Genomic DNA, 17,856 nt, shown 5'->3' with positions numbered 1-17,856 from the left:
TTCACCAAAGTGTTGAGGAACCGGCGCAATCCGTGCGGGTTCTGGCATCTTGCAAATGCGGTTGCGGCGAAGACACACAGGTGTCGCTCGCGCATTTGTCGTACCCAGCAGATTTACCGCCAACTAACTGATGTTGTTGTATAAAGGTCGCATCGCTGCGCAAATGTCAGCAAATATGACGCTTTTGTTGACGTCCTGACATGCTCAGGAATAGCCCCATGAATACAAATAGATAAAATTGGGGAAAGCGTATCATGTCCCGGAATATCCGCTCGCGCGCGCTGCGCGACGTCAGCGCCGTTGCGCTGCTCACCCTCCTTGCGGCCCCGGTCGCGGCCCAGACCCTGCCGCCGACGGCCCCGGAAAACGCCACCGCGCCGGAAAGCACCGCGCAGGACACCGCAGCGGACCAGAGCGCGGCGGGCGGCCAGGACGTCGTCGTCACCGGCTCGCGCATTGCCCGGCCCGAGTTCGAGACGCTGCAACCGACCCAGGTCGTCGGTGCGGCGCAGATCGCCAATCGCGGCTATACCAATGTCGGCCAGGTGCTGAGCGAAATCCCGGCCTTCGGTCCTCCGGGCAATAGCGGCGTCGGCGCGCAGTCGTCCTTCGGCCCGGCCCAGACCTTTGTCGACTTTTTCGGCCTCGGTACGCAGCGCACGCTGGTGCTGGTCAACGGCCGCCGCTTTGTGTCGTCGAACACCGCCAGCATCTTCGGCCCCGTATCGGCCGGTACGCAGGTCGACCTGAACAACATCCCGACCAGCCTGGTCGAGCGGGTCGAGACCGTCGCCATCGGCGGCGCGCCGATCTATGGTTCGGACGCGATCGCGGGCACCGTCAACATCATCCTGAAGCGCGACTTCGACGGGCTTCAGCTCCAGGGCCAAGCGGGTGTGTCGCAAAAGGGCGATGCCCCCGATCAACGCCTCAGCCTGCTGGCGGGCAAGAACTTCGCCGATGGTCGCGGCAACATCACCATCTCGGGCGAGTATAACCGCGTCACCGGCCTGACCGCCGCCGACCGCGACATCACCGCCGCCGGTTATTTCTTCGGCACGCCCGCCACCGCGGGCGAGTTCCAGCGCGTCCTCTACCCGAACCAGCGCTACAGCGCCTTCACCATCGGTGGCGTGCCGTTCAGCGCGGACGACTTCCTCGCCAGCCGCTCGGGCATCCGCAATGCGGCGGGCCAGCTGCTGCAGTTCGGCGCGAACGGCACACTGGTGCCGCTCGACCTCGGCACGCCGATGCGTCAGGGTTATATCAGCAGCGGCGGCAACGGCTACAACCTGCCGCTCCAGTCGAACCTGCTGACGACCTCCGAACGCTATATCGCCAGCGCCCAGGCCAGCTATCAGTTCAGCGACCGCATCCGCTTCTTCGGCGAGGCATGGTATGTCCGCAGCAAGGGCACGAACCTGATCGATCAGCCCAACTACAATACCGCGCTGTTCGACGATGCCGGGACGGCCGATGGCAACCTGCTGCTCAGCCTCGACAATCCCTATCTGTCGGCCACCGACCGCGCGACCATCGCGGCCAATCTGCCCGCCGGTCAGAACCAATTCTATGTCGGCCGCGCGCTGGCCGACCTGACCACCGGCCGCGCCGAAGCCACGGTCGAGACGTACCGCTTCGTCGGCGGGTTCGACGGCACGGTGCCGCTGCTGGGTCGCGACTTCAAGTGGGAGGCCTCGGCCGTCTATGGCAAGTCGATCACCAATGGCCGCAACTTCGAGCTGATCCAGCAGAATTTCGCCAACGCCATCGACGCGGTGCGCGACGCCTCGGGCAACATCACCTGCCGCCCGGGCGTGGTGAATGCGACCATCCCGTCGATCGGCGGCGGCGCTTGCGCCCCGCTCAACATCTTCGGCGTCGGCCAGGCCAGCCAGGCGGCGCGCGATTACATCTTCACGGTCGCCACGCCGCGTTCGGCCAATGAGCAGTTGGTGTTCAACGCCAATATCAACGGCCCCGTCTTCCAGCTGTTCGGCAACGACGTGTCGCTGTCGCTGGGTTACGAGCATCGCGAGGAAAAGACGCAGTTCGATCCCGGCGCCTATTATTTCGGCGAACCCCAGGCGGACGGCAGCCGCGTGCAATATGGCCGCACCATCCCCATCGACCCGATCCGGGGCAAGTTCCACACCAACGAGGTGTTCGGCGAAGTCGTGGTCCCGTTCGTGTCGAGCAAGAACGAGCTGAGCTGGCTCAAGACGCTCGAGTTCGACGGCGCGGCGCGTTATGTCGACAACTCGCTGTCGGGCGGCGACGTGACCTGGACCGCGGGCGGCCGCGTCGGCTTCTTCCAGGGGCTGACCTTCCGGGGCAACTTCACCCGCTCGATCCGCTCGCCCGCCATCACCGAGGTGTTCAACCCGACCTCGCGGGCGTTCAACTCCGGTAACGATCCGTGCGATTCTCGCTTCGTCGACGGCGGCCCCAACCCGTCCGTGCGCCGCGCCAACTGCGTGGCCGCCGGGATCAACCCCGCGACGTTCGATTCGAACTTCAGCAACTTCACCATCCCGGTGACGATCGCGGGCAACCCCGACCTGCGCAACGAAAAGGCGAACAGCTGGACCGTCGGCGCTATCGCGCAACCCGCCTTCATTCCCGGCCTGTCGGTCGCGGTCGACTGGGTAAACATCAAGCTGAAGGACGCGATCACGTCGCTCGATGGCGTGGACATCCTGAATGCCTGTTACGATTCGGCCAGCTATCCGAACCAGTTCTGCGGATTGTTCGACCGGGGTGCCGACGGCCAGCTGACCACGATCCGCCAGGGCTATTACAACGCCGCCTCCTATGAGATGGCGGGTCTGCAATCGACCATCGCCTATCGCCTGCCGCTCAGCCGCGTGGGTCTGGCGGATGCGGGCACGGTCGGCCTGTCGGTAAACTATTTCTACCGCGACAAGCTGGAGACCCAGGTCGGTACCGGCGATATCAACCATGCGGCGGGCGAGATCGGCTATCCGCGCCATTCGGGCACGGCGAACCTGACCTATGAGGGCAAGACCTTCAACATCCTGTTCCAGGGTCAGTATACTGGCAAGGTGAAGTTCAACCTCGACGAAGCCGCCAATGCCCGCAACATCAGCGGCCTGACCGACTGGGTGGTGTTCAACACCACGGTGGGCGTGAAGGTGAACGACCAGTTCAACCTGCGCTTCATCGTCGACAATGTCTTCAACGCGACGGCCCCCTTCCCCGCCACGGCGGTGGCGGGCGGCACCCAGCCCTATTTCTCGGGGCTGATCGGTCGCTTCTTCCGCGTGGCGGCCACCGCCCGCTTCTGATCCGGCGTTCGTCGGAAACGAAAGGCCCGTCCGGTTCCCCGGGCGGGCCTTTTTTTGTTCGGTTGCGGCGATCCGGCGGGGCCGTTACCCCTTGGTCCATGAAGCTCATCATCGGCAACAAGGCCTATTCCTCCTGGTCCCTGCGCGGCTGGCTCGCCTGTCGGCAGTCGGGACTTCCCTTCGAGGAGGTGGTCGTGCCGCTCTACGACGCGGACTGGGACAAGCGGCGCGAGGGGGCGGAATTCGCACCGTCCTCGGGCAAGGTGCCGATCCTGTGGGATGGCGAGGCGGTCGTGTGGGACAGCCTGGCGATCATCGACTTCCTGGCCGACAAGGTCGGGCGCGACCGCTTCTGGCCCGCCGACGATGCGGCGCGCGCCATGGCACGGTCGATGGCGGCGGAGATGCATTCCAGCTTCGTGGCGCTTCGTCGCAAGCACAGCATGAACATCCGCCAGGTCTATCCCGCCCGGATGCCCGATGACGATGTGATCGTCGACCTGAAGCGGATGATGGAGCTGTGGGCGCAGGCGCGGGCGCGCTTCGGCGGCGACGGCGATTTCCTGTTCGGGCAGTTCGGCGCGGCGGACATCATGTTCGCGCCGGTGGTGACGCGGATCGTCACCTATCAACTGCCCGTCGCACGCTTCGCCGTGCCCTATATGGACGCGGTGCTGCGCCACCCCTTCATGCAGGACTGGATCGCAGGCGCGCAGGAAGAGGAATGGGTGATCGAGCGGTTCGAACAACCGGTGGAGTGAAGATCTCCCTTGCCCCTCCCCCGCCAGCCTTACCGCGCGGTCGGGGGAACTTCGTTCAAGGGTGCCCGCTGGTCGGCCGCCGGTTCGGCCACGCGCGACGTGAAGGTGTACAGCAGCACCCCGGCGATCCCCAGCGCGATCAGCAACCAGAGCAGCAGGCGCTTTCCGGCCTTGTGGCCGTTGGGATCGGGGTCGTTCATCACATCACTCCTGTTACGCAGGGGTTGGAACGATGTCGGGGCGCATCGGCTCCGTAAGCGTCGTCAATCGCGTCATTGCCGTCCGCGCACACGCTGCCTATGCCGCGCGGCATGACCGACGCCCTCACCCTCGCCCAGGCCCTGATCCGGGCCGACAGCGTCACGCCCGCGCGTGGCTCCGTGTTCGACGTGCTGGAGGCCGCGCTGGTGCCGCTGGGCTTCGCCGTGGATCGCTTTACCATCGGCGAGGAACCCGACGGTCCGGTCGAGAATTTGCTGGCCACGCGCGGCGGAACGGGCACGCATCTGGCCTTTGCAGGCCATGTCGATGTGGTGCCCGCCGGTGACGGCTGGCAGGGTTCGCCCTTTTCCGGCGAGGTGCGCGACGGTCTGCTCTTCGGGCGCGGCGCGGTCGATATGAAGGGCGCGGTCGCCGCCTTCGTCGCCGCGATCCCGGCCGACCGGACCATCCCGCTGTCGCTGATCATCACCGGCGACGAGGAAGGCCCCGCTATCTACGGCACCCGCGCGTTGATCGATCGGATGGCGGAACTTGGGGTGGCCCCCGACCTCTGCCTGGTCGGCGAGCCGACCTCGGCGCAGAGGCTGGGCGACATGATGAAGATCGGGCGGCGCGGCTCGGTCAACATCTGGATCACCGTTCCGGGGCGGCAGGGGCATGTCGCCTATCCGCATCTGGCCGACAATCCGATTACCCCGCTGGTCGCGATGCTGGCCGAAATCGAGGGGGTGACGCTCGACACCGGCAATGCCTGGTTCCAGCCGTCCAATATCGAGATTACCGACCTGCATGTCGGCAACCCCGCGACCAACGTCATTCCGGGTGCGGCGCAGGCGCGGCTGTCGATCCGCTTCAACGACGAACAGAACGGCGCGGCGCTGGTCGAGCGGATCACCGCCATCGCGCGCACCCACGCCCCCGCCGCCCAGGTCACGGGTCGCATTTCGGGCGAGGCGTTCCTGACCCAGCCGGGTGCCTTTTCCGCGATGATCGCCGACGCCATCCGCGCCGAGACGGGAATCGAGCCGGAGCTGTCGACCACCGGCGGCACCTCGGACGCGCGCTTCCTGTCGAAGCTGTGCCCGACGGTCGAATTCGGCCTGCTCAACGCGACGATGCACAAGGTCGACGAAGCGGTTGCGGTCGACGACCTCTACGCGCTGACCCGCATCTATGCGGGGGTCATCGCTCGCGCGGGCGCCTGAACACGATGTAGAGCGCGCCCTGCCCGCCATGCCGCGGATGGGCACCCCGGATCGCCGCGATCGAATCGGCATGGCGCGAGGCGCCCAGCCAGTCGCTGATCGCCGCACGGATCGCACCGCGCGCATGGGGGCGCTCGCTTTCGGGACGCGGCGGCTTGCCCGTCACCAGCAGCAGCACCCGGTCGCCCCGAGCGATCGCCCGGCCCAGCCCCTGGTCGAGCAACGCATGCGCCGACGCCAGCGTATGGCCATGCAGGTCGAGCGAGCTGTCGGGCATGACGCTGCCCCGCGACAGGCGCTTGTCCCAGCCGCCATCCAGCGTCTCACCCGGCCCCTTCTTCGGCGCGGGCGGAGGTGCTGCGGGCTGGCGCAACGGCGGCACGCGGCCCTTCACCCGCACCTTGGGCGCGCCGGGCGTTTCCTGGAACACCGCCTCCATGGTCGGTGGGGGCGGCGCGGGCCGGGCGGGCACGACGGCGGCGCGCAACGGGCGCACGGTCTCCATCACCCGCGCCCAGAGATGCGCCTCGTCAGGGTTGAGGGATCGCACCGACCGTCCCGACAGGAGCCGTAATCCCGGCGCGTGCCAGCGTTCCGACCGGCAGCAGCAGGAAGGCCGTGCCCCGTGCCGACATGCCACCCGCAACCGCTCGTGCCGTATCGCCAGCCCCCCAGAAGGTGTCGAAGCGGTTGGAGCCCTTGATCGCGCCGCCCGTGTCCTGCGCCACCCACAGGCCGGTCGCATCCTGCCGGTCCATCGACAGGAAGACGGGCGCACCCAGCGGCACGAACTTCGGGTCCGCCGCCACGCTGACCTGCCCCGTTACCGCATAGCCCATCGCCCCCTGCGGCGCGCCGTTCAACTCGCGGAAGAAGACGAAGCTCTTATTCTCGCGCATGATCGCGCGGCCTTCCTCGGGGTGATCGTGCAGCCAGGCGACGATCCCCTGCATCGAGGTCTGCCCCGGCCCCAGCAGTCCGCGCGACTTCATCAGCGCGCCGATGCCGGTATAGTCGCGGCCATTCTGCGTATCATAGCCGATCCGCATGATGCCGCCATCGGGCAACCTCAGCCGCCCCGAACCCTGAATCTGAAGGAAAAAGACCTCGACCGGGTCCGCCCCCCAGGCGAGAATCGGCGCACGCCCCTCCAGCGATCCCTGCTCGATCGCGGTCCGGTCGTCATAAGGGACGAGGTTGGTGCCCTGCACCTTGCCGCGTATCTTCTTGCCCTTCAGGTCGGTCGTGAAGGCACCCAGATCGACATCGATCAGGTCGCGCGGCCGGGCATAGATCGGCACCTCATAGCCCGAGCGCCGGTCGCGCGAACCCGCAATCTCGGGCTCGTAATAGCCGGTCGCCAGCGAACGGCCATCGCCGACCTGCACCGCCTCGAAATAGCGTGCGAAGAAATCGCGGGCGCCCCCGCGCGGTACGCTGGCGGCGGCCTGGCAGGCCGCTTGCCAGTCGGCGCCTTGCGTCAGGCCGCTACCGTCGGTGCGGCGCATCAGGCCGGGACAGGACAGCAGGAAGGCCGCACGCGCCGCCTCGGCCTGCGGTTCGGTGATCGGCAGGGCGGCGACGGGCGGTCCGGCCAGAATGCCCGCCTGTGCCGCCGAGGCCGCGCCGGGAATCGCCACGACCGGGGTAGCGGGCATCGGCGTCGCGGCCACGATCCGCACCGGACCATCGGCCACGCGCGAGACGCTGGGGCCGCTCGGCTGGACGGACGAACCGCCGGGCCGGGGGCGGGGTTGCGGTTTGGGCTGGGGCTGCGCTTCCCCCCGCGACGGATAGTGTGCCGAGGTGCCCGGCGGGACGATCCGCCCGGCACAGGCCGACAGGCTCACCGAAAGCGCGACCACGGCCGCGACGCGATACCCCCTCAACGCGATCATTCCCCCGTCAGACCGGATCAGGCTTCGTCGGTGTCGACGAGCTTCCAGTTCGGATCGCCGCTCTTCAGCGTCCGGGCGAAGGTCCAGACGTCATGCGTCTCGACCGCATCGCTCAACGAACCGGCGATGACATGGCCCTCGGCATCGCGCGTGACGGCGGCGATATCGGCGTCCAAGCGGACGGTGATGCGCGCCTCGCGACCCTCGACCTGCGCATCGACGATCTTCGCGCTCTCGACCCGGATCAGGCGGTTGTCGAGGGTCTGGCCCGCCTCGCGCCGCTGCTCGATCGCCTCGGCAAAGGCGGCCAGCACGTCGCGCTCGACCAGATCGGCCAGCGCATCCTCGTCACCCTTCCAAAAGGCTTCCAGCGTCATGCGATAGGCGGCCTGTGCGCCGTTCAGAAACTGCGCCACGTCGAAGCCCGCCTCGCCCGCGATCACCGCGCGCAGGCCTTGTTCGGCGCGCGGATCGATGTTGCGGTTGGCGACAGGCACAGAGGCCTGCGCCGCCTCGGTCGCGCGGGGCAGCGTGACGGGCAGCGGCCGGTCATCGGCGCTGCGCGCCAGCGGCTGCTGTTCATGGCCGGTGCGCTTGCCCAGCACGCTGTACAGCCGCAGTGCGAGGAAGAGCGCGACCATCGCGAGAAGAACGACGTAGAATAACAACACAGGCGCCTTTCACTATCGTGACCGATATAGGCGTACGAGCCGACAATGAAAACCCGGCCTCCCGACGAGGTGGGCAAGGTTGAAACCGTGCCGGCCCGCTGCTACGCGCAACGGCTATATGGCCGAACGCGTGAACATGCCGTTTCGGTCCCTTAAGGGTCTATACTCAATCAGGACGGGGTCGTGACGGAGCCGATTTTGGTTCAGGGCAAGAAGCGAGGAGCGGAGCGATGCAATCGCATCGTGACCGACGAGCGACGTCGCCCTGGGCCAAAATCGGCCCGCCGCTTTGGCGGTCGCCCGCTGGAAGGCGCTGGTCGGCGTCGCTTGCTTGCAGGTAGCGCCGCTACCTGCCGCGCCGCGCTCCTTGCCAGCGCCTTCCAGCGGGCGATCACGATCCCTGTCCTGATTGAGTATAGACCCTACCCCCTTTGATCTCACGTAAGAAGGTAGCGACGATGGACGAACAGGGTTTGCCGCAGGGCTTTGAAGCGCCGAACGGCGACGATGCCGGCCCCGCCGCCGGTATGATCTCGCAATATGTGAAGGATCTGTCGTTCGAGAACCCGAACGCGCCTGCCATCTATCAGGCGCAGACCGCGCCCGGCATCGACGTGCAGTTCAACATCTCGGCGGCGCAGGTCGGCGAGGAAGTCCACGAACTGACCCTGAAGATCGAGGTTCGCGCCGAGTCCGAGGGCAAGACCGCCTTCATCGTCGACCTCAGCTATGCCGGTCTCTTCGGTTTCCGCAACGTGCCCGCCGACCAGATCCAGCCCTTCATGCTGGGTGAAGCGCCGCGCCTGCTCTTCCCCTTCGCCCGCCGTGTGCTGGCCGATGCGGTGCGCGACGGCGGCTTCCCGCCCCTGATGCTGGAGCCGATCGATTTCGCGCAGCTGTACCTGCAGCAGGCCGATGCCCAGGCGGGTGCGCAGCCGAACACCCCGGAAACCGGCCACGCCTGATCCGGACTGACAGATGAACCTGACCAAGGCGCTGGGCTCGGTCGGCGGGCTGACTCTGGCCAGCCGCGTGCTTGGTCTGGTTCGCGACTCGCTGTTCTTCCGCTTCGTGGGCGCGAACTTCGCCTCCGACGCGTTCCAGATCGCGTTTCGCCTGCCCAACATGTTCCGCGCCCTCTTCGCCGAGGGAGCCTTTTCCGCCGCCTTCATCCCGATGTTCAACCGCAAGGTGGCAGAAGGGGATAAGGCGGCGGAGGGCTCGGGCCTGGCGCATGGCCTGGCCTTTGCCGAAAATGCGCTCTCGGTCCTGCTGCCGGTGCTGATCGTCATGACCGCGCTGGTCGAGCTGGCCGCCTGGCCCGTCACCTGGGTCCAGACCTTCGGTTACGGCAAGGGCACGCCGGCGCAGTTCGACTATATCGTCCTGCTCAATCGGCTGACCTTTCCCTATCTGCTGTTCATCAGCCTGGTGTCGCTGCTGGGCGGCATCCTCAATTCGCTGCACCGCTTCTGGGTGAATGCGGCCGCGCCGATCCTGCTCAACCTGACGCTGATCGTAGCACTCCTGTTCTTCCACACCCACGAACCGATGGCGACCGCCCGCAATCAGGCGATCGCGGTCACGGTTGCAGGGATATTGCAGTTCGTCTGGCTCTGGTGGGCGTGCCGCCGCGCGGGTGTCCGGCTCCGGCTGAAGCGGCCGGTCATCAATGACGACGTGAAGCGGCTGATGAAGCTGATCCTGCCCGCCGCCGCCGGTGCGGGCGCGGTGCAGATCAACCTCGTCATCTCGACCGCGCTGGCCGCCCGCTTCCTGCCTGAGGGGTCGGTATCCTATATCTATGCCGCCGACCGGCTGAACCAGCTGCCGCTCGGGCTGATCGGCATCGGCCTCGGCACCGTCCTCCTGCCCACCGTCTCGCGCCTGCTGGGTGCGGGCAAGGAGGTCGAGGCGATGGAGACGCAGAACCGGGGCATGGAGCTGGCGCTGCTGCTAACCCTGCCCGCCACGGTCGCGCTGATCGTCTGCGGCCAGCCGATCGTCGCCGCGCTGTTCGAGCATGGCAAGTTTACCGCGACCAACAGCTATTATACCGCGCAGGCGCTCGCCGCCTTCTCGATCGGCCTGCCCAGCTACATTCTCGTGAAGGTGTTGACGCCGGGCTATTACGCCCGCACCGACACCCGGACGCCGGTGCGCTATGCGACCTGGTCGATGCTGGTCAATCTGGTGCTGAACCTGATCTTCATCTGGTGGCTGGGCCATATGGGGCCGCCGCTGGCGACCGCCATCGCGTCCACGGTCAATGTCGTGCTGCTCTATCGTACGCTGGCGCGGCGCGGGCATTTCGTGGCCGATGCACAGCTGCGCCGCCGCAGCTGGCGGATGCTGCTCGCCGCGATCCTGATGGGCGGGGCGATGGCGCTGCTCAACGAACGGTTCCAGCCCTATGTGACCGGCACCAACCTCGAGCGCTGGGGCGCGCTCATCATACTGGTCGCGACGGGGATGCTGGTCTATGCGGTCGCCACCTTCGCGACGGGCGCCTTCCGTCTCGGAGACATCAAGCGGCTCGTTCGCCGCAACAGTTGAGGACCATCATGCGCGTCGTTTCCGGCATCAAGCCCACGGGCAACCTTCATCTCGGCAATTATCTGGGTGCCGTGAAGCAGTGGGTGGCGATGCAGGACGACATCCAAGCCCAGGGCGGCGAGACGATGTACTTCATCGCCGACCTGCACGGCCTGACCGAATGGATCGCGCCCGCCGACATGGCGGCCAACACCATCGAGATGACCGCGACCCTGATCGCGGCGGGGATCGACCCCGAACGCTCGATCCTGTTCAACCAGACCCGCGTGCCCCAGCATAGCGAACTCGGCTGGCTGCTGAACAATGTCGCGCGCGTCGGCTGGCTGAACCGCATGACCCAGTTCAAGGACAAGGCGGGCAAGAATCGCGAGGGCGCCAGCGTCGGGCTGTACGACTATCCGGTGCTGATGGCGGCCGACGTGCTGCTCTACAACGCCACGCACGTTCCGGTGGGCGAAGATCAAAAGCAGCATCTGGAGCTGGCGCGCGACATCGCGACCAAGTTCAACAACGACTATGGCCGCGAGCTGTTCACCCTGCCCGAACCGTTCATCAGCAAGGCCGCGCCGCGCATCATGTCGCTTCGTGACGGCGCGTCGAAAATGTCCAAGTCCAATCCGTCGGAAATGTCGCTGGTCAAGCTGATCGACACCGATGACCAGATCGCCGAGAAGTTCCGCAAGGCCAAGACCGATGCCGACGTCCTGCCAGACACGATGGAGGGGCTGGAGGGCCGCGCCGAGGCGCGCAACCTGATCACCATCTATGCCGCGATGGCCGACCGCGAACCGGCCGACGTGCTGGCGCAGTTCGCGGGCCAGGGCTTCGGCGCGTTCAAGCCCGAGCTGGCCGATCTGGCGGTCGCCACGCTGGGCCCGATCCGCGAGCGGCTGACCCGGCTGCTCGATGATCGCGGCGAAGTCGGTCGTATCCTGGAGCGCGGTGCGGAAAAGGCGCGCGATCTGGCCGCCCCGCTGCTGCTCGACGTACAGCGGACCATGGGTTTGCAGATCTGATGACACTCGGCCCCGTCACCAAGGTCCCCACCCGGATCATGGTGATGGGGCCACCGGGCAGCGGCAAGTCGACGCTGGCCCGGATGCTGGGCGAGCAGTTGGATTTGCCCGTCTGGCACGCCGATGCTTTGTTCCATGGCCCCGGCTGGGTCGCTCGCCCGCGCGAAGACTTCATCGCCGACATGGCCGCCCTTGCTGCCCGGCCCGCCTGGGTGATCGACGGCAATTATTCCAGCGCGCATTACGGCCCCGCAATCACCGACCGGCTCGCCCGTGCCGAACGGATCATCCTTCTCGACCTACCCCGCCGGATCACGATCCCACGCGTCCTGCGGCGCGTGGCCCGCTATCATGGGCAACAGCGCCCCGACAGTGCACCGGGATGCCCGGAGCGGCTGGACCGAGAATTTCTGCTTTATTGCTGGCACTGGCAACGGGCGGTGCGGCCGGGGATATTGCGGGTGCTGGCGGAGGTGGAGGATCGGGTGATCCGCTATCATGGGACACCGCCGCTCCTGCGCATGCTGGCGGACTTGGGGCGGGCAGATTCCCTTGGCCTTCGACTACGCTCAGGCTGAACGGCGGGAGGGAATGGGGTTCTATCCAAAACCCCGTTCAGGCTGAGCGAAGTCGAAGCCCGCGCCCCCAACCCGCTCGAAGGGCCTCAGCCCTCCAGTTCCTTCATCAGCACGCGGACCGCATTGTCGATATCGCGGTCGGTATCGCGCAGTTCCTCGATCTTACGCACCGCATAGATCACCGTCGAGTGATCGCGCCCGCCGAACTTGCGGCCGATCTCGGGTAGCGAGCGGGTGGTCAGGCGCTTGGCGAGGTACATGGCGATCTGGCGCGGGCGGGCAATCGCGCGCGCCCGGCGCGCCGACACCAGGTCGAGCGGCTTCAGCTCGAAATGGCGGCTGACCAGCTTCTGGATTTCATCGATGGTGATTCGACGTTGCGCGCCCCGCAGCACCTCGCCCAGCGTGGCGACGGCGAACTCCATGTCGATCTTGTCGCCGGTCAGCTGCGCATAGGCGACCACGCGATTCAGCGCGCCTTCCAACTCGCGGATGTTGCCGCGAATCCGTGACGCCAGCAGATCCAGCACATCGGTCGGCACCTGGATTTCGGGAAGATCGGCGACCTTGCGGTTCAGGATCGTCCGACGCAGCGTCAGGTCGGGCGCCTTGATGTCGGCGACCAGCCCCGCCCCCAGACGACCGATGATGCGCGGCTCCACGCCGTCCAGCGACTGGGGCGAGCGGTCGGCCGAGATGACCAGCCGCTTGCCCGCGCCGACCAGTTCGTTGACCGTGTGGAAGAATTCTTCCTGGGTCGAATCCTTGCCCGCAATGAACTGAAGATCGTCGATCAGCAGCAGATCGGCGGAGCGCAGCCGCGACTTGAAGCTGTGCGTGTCGCGCGCGCGCATCGCGGCGACGAAATCGAACATGAACCGCTCGGCCGACATGCACAGCACGACCGCTTCGGGATGCGATTCGAGAAAGGCATGGGCGATGGCGTGCATCAGGTGAGTCTTGCCCTGCCCCGTGCCGCCATGGAGGAACAACGGGCTGAAACGCGGCGGGCCAGGCTCGGCCAGCGACAGCGCGGCGTTGAAGGCGACCCGGTTGGACGAATCGACCACGAACCGATCGAAGGTCAGGCGTGGGTCGAGCGGCGGCCGGTCGGCGGGAACGCGCAGCGCAGGCGCCGGAGCGGCCGCCACCGGGGCAGCAGCGGCCGCCTTGGCGCGCGTCTGACGCGGCGCAGGGGCCGGAGTCGGCGCAGGCCCGCCGAACAGCGAGGGCTGCTCGTCCGCCTCGACCGGCTGCACCGGGGCTGCGGCCACGGCACGCGAAGCGGGCGTGGCATCGAAGGTCTCGACGCTGGTCAGCCGCGCGACCTTGCTGGGCGCACGCGTTTCGATGACGACCGAGCGGACCTCGGGCAGCACCGCCTTGAATTCCAGGTGCAGGCGGTCGGCATAGTGGCTGCGCACCCAGTTGGTCGCAAAGGCCGAGGGGAGCGCCAGACGGACCGTATCGGGCTCGTCACCCTCGATCAGCTCCATCGGCTTCAGCCACTGGTCGAACAGCCGGGCGCCTGCCGATTCGCGCAGGTTCGCGCGGACGCGCGCCCAGGCACGGGCCTGGTCCGTCGTCGGTCGCGTTGCCTGCCAATTCGTCACCCGCGCACTCCACTTCTGCCGACCCCCATGATGGGCGGTCGAGCCCCTATTCCACTTGGCGACACGTAGCCCATCGGCGAATCAAACGGATTCGACCCGGTCTGTCACTTCGCGATGTCCATGACGCGGGGCACGAAGCACCGCCGCTGGGAAACCGATTATGAGGGATGACGGGGTCTGATCAAGACCATGTCCGGCCATAAATCTGAAATAAACCGGATTGACAGCCAAAAGCCCGCAGAAACCCGTCCAACTATCTCACAAGCAATTGAAATCGTTGGATATTAACCAAGGCGCGCGTCATCGCCCCGAAAGTCGAATCTCTCGAATCGCGGGCAAAGCTGGCGTTGCGCGAAACGCGGGATTGTTCCCACGGATCACGTTCCGCGAAGCGTTAATGAATGGATGGCGAGCGCACGAAAAAACCCGCCGGGGGACCGCCCCCGGCGGGTTTCATTCGTCGCGAAACCGAGAGGCTTAGGCCAGTGCGGCGATACGCTTGGTCAGGCGCGAGAACTTGCGCGAGACGGTGTTCTTGTGCAGCACGCCCTTGGCGACGCCACGGGCCATTTCCGGCTGCGCCGCGGCCAGAGCGACCGTCGCGGTTTCCTTGTCACCGGCGGCCAGGGCGGCTTCGACCTTCTTCACGAAGGTACGGATGCGGCTGACGCGGTTGCCGTTGATGACGGCGCGACGCTCGTTGCGACGGATACGCTTTTTGGCCTGCGGCGTGTTCGCCATGAAAACCTCTAAATCTCGATCAAAAGGGATAGCGGCGCGACGCACCAGCTTTGAAGCCGCCGCCCTTACCGGCTGACGGCCTTGGCGTCAACCACGCTGGCAGGTCGCACACCAGAAAGTCGAGCGCCCCGAATCGGTTCGCCGCCGGACGATGGTGCCGCATTCGCACGCCTCGCCCTCGCGACCATAGACGCGCCACTCCTTGGAGAAATAGCCCAGTTCGCCGTCCGGCCGCACATAATCGCGAAGCGACGAACCGCCCGCCAGGATCGCGGCCTCCAGCACGTCGCGGATCGACTCGACCAGCCGCGCGAGTCGCGCTTTCGATATCTGCCCGCCCGCCCGGCCCGGAGTGATTCTCGCCATGTGCAGCGCCTCGCACACATAGATATTGCCCAGGCCCGCCACGATCCGCTGGTCGAGCAGCATCGCCTTGATCGGCGCCGCCCGCCCTTCCAGCGCCTCGGCCAGATAGGCGGCGGTGAAGTCCGGCCCCAGCGGCTCCGGCCCCATGGCGAGGAACGGCGGGTAGCTCGCCAGGTCGGCGGTCGGCCACAGATCGACGAAACCGAATCGCCGGGGATCGTTCAGCGCCAGCCGCCGCCCCGCCGCCGTCTCTAACAGCAGATGGTCATGCGTCTGCGGCTCGCCCGGATCGATCCGCCAGCGCCCCGACATGCCGAGGTGGAAGACCATGGTATCGCCGCGATCGGTATCGATCAGGCCGTATTTCGCTCGACGACCGAGCGACGTGACGGTCGCCCCCGTCATCCGTTGACGCAGGTCGGCCGGAAAGGGATGGCGCAGGTCGGGGCGGCGCGGCTCGACCAGGATCAGCCGCGCGTCCGCCAGCACCGGGGTCAGGCCGCGGACCGTGGTTTCGACCTCGGGAAGTTCGGGCATCTTTTCTCTGTCTGGGTTTCCTTAGGCAAACAGCTAGGTAGCGTTTGCCCCGCCAGCAAGGCCGGGCTAGGGCATCCCCATGAGCGATACCGTCTCCTTCGGCTATGAAGATGTGCCCCGCGACGAAAAGGTCGCCCGTGTCGGCAGCGTGTTTACGAATGTCGCCGCCAAATATGACCTGATGAACGACGCCATGTCGGGCGGCATGCACCGCCTGTGGAAGGACCGCTTCGTGCGCCGGGTGAAGCCCCGCGCCAGCGACCAGATCCTCGACATGGCGGGCGGCACCGGCGACATCGCCTTCCGGCTGGCCGAGTCGGGCGCCAGCATCACGGTGGCCGACATCAATCCGGCGATGCTGGAGGTCGGCATGAAGCGCGCGGCCGAGCGCGGGCTGGACGGACTGGTCTGGACCGAGGCCAATGCCGAACAGCTGACCTTCCCCGACAAGTTCTTCGACGCCTATACGATCGCGTTCGGCATTCGGAACGTCACCGACATCCCGGCCGCGCTGAAGGAAGCGCACCGCGTCCTGCGGCGCGGCGGGCGGTTCTTCTGCCTGGAATTCTCGACCACCGTCTGGCCGGGCTTCTCGGAAGTGTATGACGCCTATTCGCACAAGCTGGTGCCCAAGCTGGGCCAGATGCTGGCGGGCGATGCGGACAGCTATCGCTATCTGATCGAATCGATCCGTCGTTTCCCCGACATGCCGACCTTTGAAGGCATGATTCGCGAAGCCGGTTTCGTCGAGACCAAGGTCGAACCGATCATGGGCGGCCTGGTCGCGATCCATTCGGGCTGGAAGATTTGATGCCGGCAGGCATGGGCGGAAACGCCCTGTGACCCAGCCGGTGGTGCATCTCTGGCGTCTGCTCAAATGGGGGCGGACGCTGGCACGGCATGGCGCGTTGAAGGGCATCGAGCGCGATCCCAATACGCCCGCGCCCGTGCGGCGGCTGGCGCGTATCGCCCGCTTCGGCGCGCGCGTGCCCGCCAAGCCTGCCTATGCCGATGCGTTCCAGGCGATCGGCCCGGCGGCGATCAAGCTGGGCCAGACGCTGGCGACTCGGCCCGATCTGGTCGGCGACGATGCCGCGCACGACCTGTTGCGGCTTCAGGACCAGTTGCCCCCCGTCCCCTTCGCGACGATCTGCGCCGCGATGGAGGCGAGCATGGGTCGTCCGCCCTCGCACTTCTTCTCCTCGATCGAGGAGGTGCCGGTGGGGGCCGCCTCGATCGCGCAGGTGCACCGCGCGGTGACGAACGATGGCCGGACGGTCGCGGTCAAGGTGCTGCGCCCCGGCGTCGAGGAGGATTTTGCCCGCGCCATCGACACCTATCAATGGGCCGCCGCGCAGGTCGAGGGGATGAGCGGCGAGGCCGCGCGCCTGCGCCCTCGCCTGACCGTCGAGAATTTCCGCCGCTGGACACTGCGCGAGCTGAACTTCCGGCGCGAGGCGGCTTCGGCCTCCGAACTCGCCGAGGCGATGACCGCCGAGCCGGACTTCATGGTGCCGCAGATCGACTGGGCACGGTCCACCGCCAAGGTGCTGACGGTCGAGTGGATCGACGGGATCAAGCTGTCCAACCGACAGGCGCTGGTCGAGGCGGGCTACGATCTGCCGCATCTGGCGCAGACCCTGGTGCGCGCGTTCCTGCGCCAGGCGATCGCGGAAGGTTTCTTCCACGCCGACATGCACCAGGGCAATCTCTTCGCCCTGCCCGGCAACAAGATCGCCGCGATCGACTTTGGCATCATGGGCCGGATCGACCGGCGCGCGCGGGTATGGCTGGCCGAGATCCTCTATGGCCTGATCACCGGCAATTATAAGCGCGTCGCCGAGATTCATTTCGAGGCGGGCTATGTCCCCGCCCACCATAATGTCGCCGAGTTCGCCACCGCGCTGCGGGCGGTCGGCGAGCCGATGCGGGGCCTGCCGGTCAAGGACATGTCGATCGGCATGATGCTGGACGGCCTGTTCTCGATCACCCGCGATTTCGACATGGTGACGCAGCCGCATCTGCTGCTGCTGCAAAAGACCATGGTGATGGTCGAGGGCGTGGCGACCAGCCTCGATCCCGACATCAACCTGTGGGATTCGGCCGCGCCCTTCGTGCGCGAATGGATCAGGACCGAACTGGGTCCCGAGGCGAAGATCGCCGACCGGCTGATCGAGGACGTGCAGACGCTGGCCCGCCTGCCCGAACTGGTCCGCCGGATCGAGGCGCGCTACCCCGCGCCGGGTGGCGAGCCGCCTGCGCCGCCCCTCAAGCAGATCGAGGTCGTGCGGATCGGCGGCGGCTGGCGTTATGCGCTGATCTCGATGCTGTCGGCCGCCGCCGGGGTCGCCGCCACCATCGCCGTGCTTCGGTAGGATGCTGGG

16 protein-coding genes are annotated in these 17,856 nt (G+C 66.7%); 9 read left to right on the top strand and 7 right to left on the bottom strand.

Features of this window, described 5'->3' with window-relative positions:
* The first annotated feature begins 254 nt into the window (after positions 1 to 254).
* Positions 255 to 3,308, top strand: coding sequence for a TonB-dependent receptor plug domain-containing protein (locus ACQR50_RS04520; RefSeq protein WP_428969960.1), 3,054 nt, complete (start codon positions 255 to 257; stop codon positions 3,306 to 3,308).
* A 98-nt stretch (positions 3,309 to 3,406) separates the two neighbouring features.
* Positions 3,407 to 4,069 (top strand): glutathione S-transferase family protein, encoded by a 663-nt coding sequence (locus ACQR50_RS04515; protein WP_428969959.1) that lies wholly within the window; start codon positions 3,407 to 3,409, stop codon positions 4,067 to 4,069.
* A 29-nt stretch (positions 4,070 to 4,098) separates the two neighbouring features.
* On the opposite strand, the gene ACQR50_RS04510 is transcribed toward ACQR50_RS04515, so the two are convergent.
* Positions 4,099 to 4,269 (bottom strand): hypothetical protein, encoded by a 171-nt coding sequence (locus tag ACQR50_RS04510; RefSeq protein WP_428969958.1) that lies wholly within the window; start codon positions 4,267 to 4,269, stop codon positions 4,099 to 4,101.
* Between the two features lie 111 nt (positions 4,270 to 4,380).
* Between ACQR50_RS04510 and dapE the strand changes: the two genes are divergently transcribed.
* Positions 4,381 to 5,496, top strand: coding sequence for a succinyl-diaminopimelate desuccinylase (gene dapE / locus ACQR50_RS04505; RefSeq protein ID WP_428969957.1), 1,116 nt, complete (start codon positions 4,381 to 4,383; stop codon positions 5,494 to 5,496).
* Here dapE and ACQR50_RS04500 read toward each other — a convergent pair.
* Genes ACQR50_RS04500 through ACQR50_RS04490 form a run of 3 tightly spaced genes read right to left on the bottom strand, consistent with a single transcriptional unit; the run spans position 5,474 to position 8,035 of the window.
* On the bottom strand, positions 5,474 to 6,001 hold the full coding sequence (locus tag ACQR50_RS04500) for a Smr/MutS family protein (protein ID WP_428970640.1): 528 nt from the start codon (positions 5,999 to 6,001) through the stop codon (positions 5,474 to 5,476). The two genes, dapE and ACQR50_RS04500, sit on opposite strands and share 23 nt — an antisense overlap.
* A gap of 25 nt (positions 6,002 to 6,026) precedes the next feature.
* A complete protein-coding gene (locus ACQR50_RS04495) occupies positions 6,027 to 7,394 on the bottom strand; it encodes an MltA domain-containing protein (RefSeq protein WP_428969956.1) in 1,368 nt (455 codons plus the stop codon).
* 17 nt (positions 7,395 to 7,411) lie between these two features.
* On the bottom strand, positions 7,412 to 8,035 hold the full coding sequence (locus ACQR50_RS04490; protein WP_428969955.1) for a Tim44/TimA family putative adaptor protein: 624 nt from the start codon (positions 8,033 to 8,035) through the stop codon (positions 7,412 to 7,414).
* A gap of 488 nt (positions 8,036 to 8,523) precedes the next feature.
* Between ACQR50_RS04490 and secB the strand changes: the two genes are divergently transcribed.
* From secB to ACQR50_RS04470, 4 genes are read left to right on the top strand one after another with little or no spacing between them, the layout of a single operon-like run.
* Positions 8,524 to 9,030 carry a protein-export chaperone SecB gene (gene secB / locus ACQR50_RS04485; RefSeq protein ID WP_042490310.1) on the top strand — a complete coding sequence of 169 codons (507 nt, stop codon included), beginning with the start codon at positions 8,524 to 8,526 and terminating at the stop codon, positions 9,028 to 9,030.
* 13 nt (positions 9,031 to 9,043) lie between these two features.
* On the top strand, positions 9,044 to 10,621 hold the full coding sequence (murJ, locus tag ACQR50_RS04480; protein WP_428969954.1) for a murein biosynthesis integral membrane protein MurJ: 1,578 nt from the start codon (positions 9,044 to 9,046) through the stop codon (positions 10,619 to 10,621).
* A gap of 8 nt (positions 10,622 to 10,629) precedes the next feature.
* Positions 10,630 to 11,637 (top strand): tryptophan--tRNA ligase, encoded by a 1,008-nt coding sequence (gene trpS, locus ACQR50_RS04475; RefSeq protein WP_428969953.1) that lies wholly within the window; start codon positions 10,630 to 10,632, stop codon positions 11,635 to 11,637.
* Positions 11,637 to 12,215 (top strand): hypothetical protein, encoded by a 579-nt coding sequence (locus ACQR50_RS04470; RefSeq protein ID WP_428969952.1) that lies wholly within the window; start codon positions 11,637 to 11,639, stop codon positions 12,213 to 12,215. The genes trpS and ACQR50_RS04470 overlap by 1 nt, the downstream gene beginning before the upstream one ends.
* An 86-nt stretch (positions 12,216 to 12,301) precedes the next feature.
* Here the strand turns inward: ACQR50_RS04470 and dnaA are convergent, their stop codons facing one another.
* The 3 genes from dnaA to mutM form a co-directional block, all read right to left on the bottom strand.
* A complete protein-coding gene (gene dnaA, locus ACQR50_RS04465) occupies positions 12,302 to 13,828 on the bottom strand; it encodes a chromosomal replication initiator protein DnaA (RefSeq protein ID WP_428969951.1) in 1,527 nt (508 codons plus the stop codon).
* Between the two features lie 477 nt (positions 13,829 to 14,305).
* Positions 14,306 to 14,569, bottom strand: a complete 264-nt coding sequence (gene rpsT, locus ACQR50_RS04460) for a 30S ribosomal protein S20 (protein WP_042490304.1) — start codon at positions 14,567 to 14,569, stop codon at positions 14,306 to 14,308.
* A gap of 87 nt (positions 14,570 to 14,656) precedes the next feature.
* The gene (gene mutM, locus ACQR50_RS04455; protein ID WP_428969950.1) at positions 14,657 to 15,472 is read right to left on the bottom strand and encodes a bifunctional DNA-formamidopyrimidine glycosylase/DNA-(apurinic or apyrimidinic site) lyase; all 816 of its coding nucleotides are present in this window, start codon (positions 15,470 to 15,472) and stop codon (positions 14,657 to 14,659) included.
* 79 nt (positions 15,473 to 15,551) lie between these two features.
* Here mutM and ACQR50_RS04450 point away from each other — a divergent pair, with 79 nt between their 5' ends.
* Both ACQR50_RS04450 and ubiB read left to right on the top strand, forming a co-directional pair.
* Positions 15,552 to 16,283, top strand: coding sequence for a class I SAM-dependent methyltransferase (locus ACQR50_RS04450; protein ID WP_184105210.1), 732 nt, complete (start codon positions 15,552 to 15,554; stop codon positions 16,281 to 16,283).
* Positions 16,284 to 16,311: 28 nt separating this feature from the next.
* Entirely contained in the window at positions 16,312 to 17,847 is a 1,536-nt protein-coding gene (gene ubiB, locus ACQR50_RS04445; protein ID WP_428969949.1) for a 2-polyprenylphenol 6-hydroxylase, read from the top strand.
* Positions 17,848 to 17,856 lie beyond the last annotated feature (9 nt).

Origin of the sequence: Sphingomonas sp. Xoc002 (assembly GCF_050408055.1) — a bacterium.
GTDB classification, from domain to species: Bacteria; Pseudomonadota; Alphaproteobacteria; order Sphingomonadales; family Sphingomonadaceae; genus Sphingomonas; species Sphingomonas yabuuchiae.
Note: the sequence above shows the minus strand (reverse complement) of the source record. Positions and strands in the feature narration are given on the sequence as shown.

Excerpts from the sequence above, each read along its gene's own strand:
- ACQR50_RS04495 (WP_428969956.1), bottom strand. The coding sequence starts at position 7,394 with ATGATCGCGTTGAGGGGGTATCGCGTCGCGGCCGTGGTCGCGCTTTCG.
- secB (WP_042490310.1), top strand. The coding sequence starts at position 8,524 with ATGGACGAACAGGGTTTGCCGCAGGGCTTTGAAGCGCCGAACGGCGAC.
- ACQR50_RS04470 (WP_428969952.1), top strand. The coding sequence starts at position 11,637 with ATGACACTCGGCCCCGTCACCAAGGTCCCCACCCGGATCATGGTGATG.
- dapE (WP_428969957.1), top strand. The coding sequence starts at position 4,381 with ATGACCGACGCCCTCACCCTCGCCCAGGCCCTGATCCGGGCCGACAGC.
- ACQR50_RS04510 (WP_428969958.1), bottom strand. The coding sequence starts at position 4,269 with ATGAACGACCCCGATCCCAACGGCCACAAGGCCGGAAAGCGCCTGCTG.
- ACQR50_RS04450 (WP_184105210.1), top strand. The coding sequence starts at position 15,552 with ATGAGCGATACCGTCTCCTTCGGCTATGAAGATGTGCCCCGCGACGAA.
- ACQR50_RS04500 (WP_428970640.1), bottom strand. The coding sequence starts at position 6,001 with ATGGAGACCGTGCGCCCGTTGCGCGCCGCCGTCGTGCCCGCCCGGCCC.
- trpS (WP_428969953.1), top strand. The coding sequence starts at position 10,630 with ATGCGCGTCGTTTCCGGCATCAAGCCCACGGGCAACCTTCATCTCGGC.
- ACQR50_RS04515 (WP_428969959.1), top strand. The coding sequence starts at position 3,407 with ATGAAGCTCATCATCGGCAACAAGGCCTATTCCTCCTGGTCCCTGCGC.
- ACQR50_RS04490 (WP_428969955.1), bottom strand. The coding sequence starts at position 8,035 with ATGGTCGCGCTCTTCCTCGCACTGCGGCTGTACAGCGTGCTGGGCAAG.
- mutM (WP_428969950.1), bottom strand. The coding sequence starts at position 15,472 with ATGCCCGAACTTCCCGAGGTCGAAACCACGGTCCGCGGCCTGACCCCG.
- ACQR50_RS04520 (WP_428969960.1), top strand. The coding sequence starts at position 255 with ATGTCCCGGAATATCCGCTCGCGCGCGCTGCGCGACGTCAGCGCCGTT.
- rpsT (WP_042490304.1), bottom strand. The coding sequence starts at position 14,569 with ATGGCGAACACGCCGCAGGCCAAAAAGCGTATCCGTCGCAACGAGCGT.
- murJ (WP_428969954.1), top strand. The coding sequence starts at position 9,044 with ATGAACCTGACCAAGGCGCTGGGCTCGGTCGGCGGGCTGACTCTGGCC.